Below are 1,375 nucleotides of genomic sequence, written 5' to 3' on the forward strand. Positions count from 1 at the left end.
TGTTGCAGCAAAATAAAAATGTCCGCTTTTTAGCAAAATAGAAATGTCCTCTTTGGAGGATTTATTATTACTAACTTCTGAACTCTTTTAATCATTAAATTTCCTTTTTTCTTTTGAATTTATTTTATCATCATATTACTTGTTACTGTTTTCGTTAGAAAACAGTAACAAGTGCATTTTAACCTGTTTTAGAAGGAACCCAAATCCATCTGGAATACGAGGCCGTATGTTTTTCAGATATTTCTTTATATTTAAGATACTTATCTTTGTATTTTATACGAATAGAACCTTCTAAATTTTCTTCTACAATTGCTTTATTATTCAGGATTATATCTCTTGAGTTTGGTGTATCTAATATTTGAAAAACTCTACCCTTGTACTTAAGGGTATAATCATTTGCTATAGATCTTTTTGAGTGTTTTGAAAAAGTTTTAGAAAGATTTATTTTTGATGGCAATTTTCTGTGCATATCATAATCATTCTTTGGTTTTACCATAAATTTTTCATTATGTTCTTTAATATATTTGCGTTCAAGAAATTTATTTGCCTCTTTTATACTGGAAATATTGTTTAATCTTAATTCTTTAACTAATCGATCTTGATGAGTTTTGAATGAACGTTCTATTCTTCCCTTTGCTTGTGGAGAATGAGCATAAATTATTTTTATCCCTAACTCCTGCATTGCTCTTGCAAATTGTGTCATACCTTCTCCTCTTGCAACTTTGTAAATAGTATCTTTATCAACGTACAAAGCCACTGGACAACCGTATATTTTTATATATTCCTGTGTTATTCTCATTAATGCTTCTGTTGTTTCACCTTCTGTAAATTTTAAAAATACCCTATTTGAAGCATCATCAATAAAACCAATTAATACACACTTTGGAGCTCTTCCTTCAAACCAATCGTGATGTGAACCATCCAGTTGAACTAGTTCTCCTATACAGTCTCTTCTTTCTCTCCAGCTTCGATGCTTTGTTTTTCGTTTTTTTGTTTTCCATAAGTCAGCTTCAATAAGTATTTTCCTGACAGACTCACTAGAAACTTTAATATTTTCATTTTCACTAAGCTTTTCTGCTAAAAAAGTAGGCTTAAAATCAATATATTTAGTTTTTGCAAGTTGGATAATTCTTAACTTTATTGCTTCTGAAAGCCTTTTTCTCGATGGTTTTCCTCTAGATTTATGAATTACCCCTTTTAAACCCTCTTTTTTAACTCTTTTTACTAATCTTCTTATTTGTCTCGTGCTTAAATTAAGGCATTCGGAGGCTTGTTTTTGTGTTATTTGTTTATAGATAATATCATTAACTATTTTGAACTTGTTTACTTCTTGTATTGTCACTATTAGAACTCCTTGTTTCATTTTTTATCCTCC

1 protein-coding gene is annotated in these 1,375 nt (G+C 29.5%); it reads right to left on the reverse strand.

Annotated features, from left to right (window positions below):
* Positions 1–178: 178 nt before the first annotated feature.
* A complete protein-coding gene (locus AB1467_07490) occupies positions 179–1,363 on the reverse strand; it encodes an ISNCY family transposase (GenBank protein ID MEW6296097.1) in 1,185 nt (394 codons plus the stop codon).
* Positions 1,364–1,375 lie beyond the last annotated feature (12 nt).

The organism is Candidatus Diapherotrites archaeon (assembly GCA_040755695.1).
In the GTDB taxonomy this organism is placed as follows: Archaea; Iainarchaeota; Iainarchaeia; order Iainarchaeales; family 1-14-0-10-31-34; genus JBFMAK01.

What these genes read in the sequence shown, in the direction of transcription:
- AB1467_07490 (MEW6296097.1), bottom strand. Translation starts at nt 1,363, where the DNA reads ATGAAACAAGGAGTTCTAATAGTGACAATACAAGAAGTAAACAAGTTC.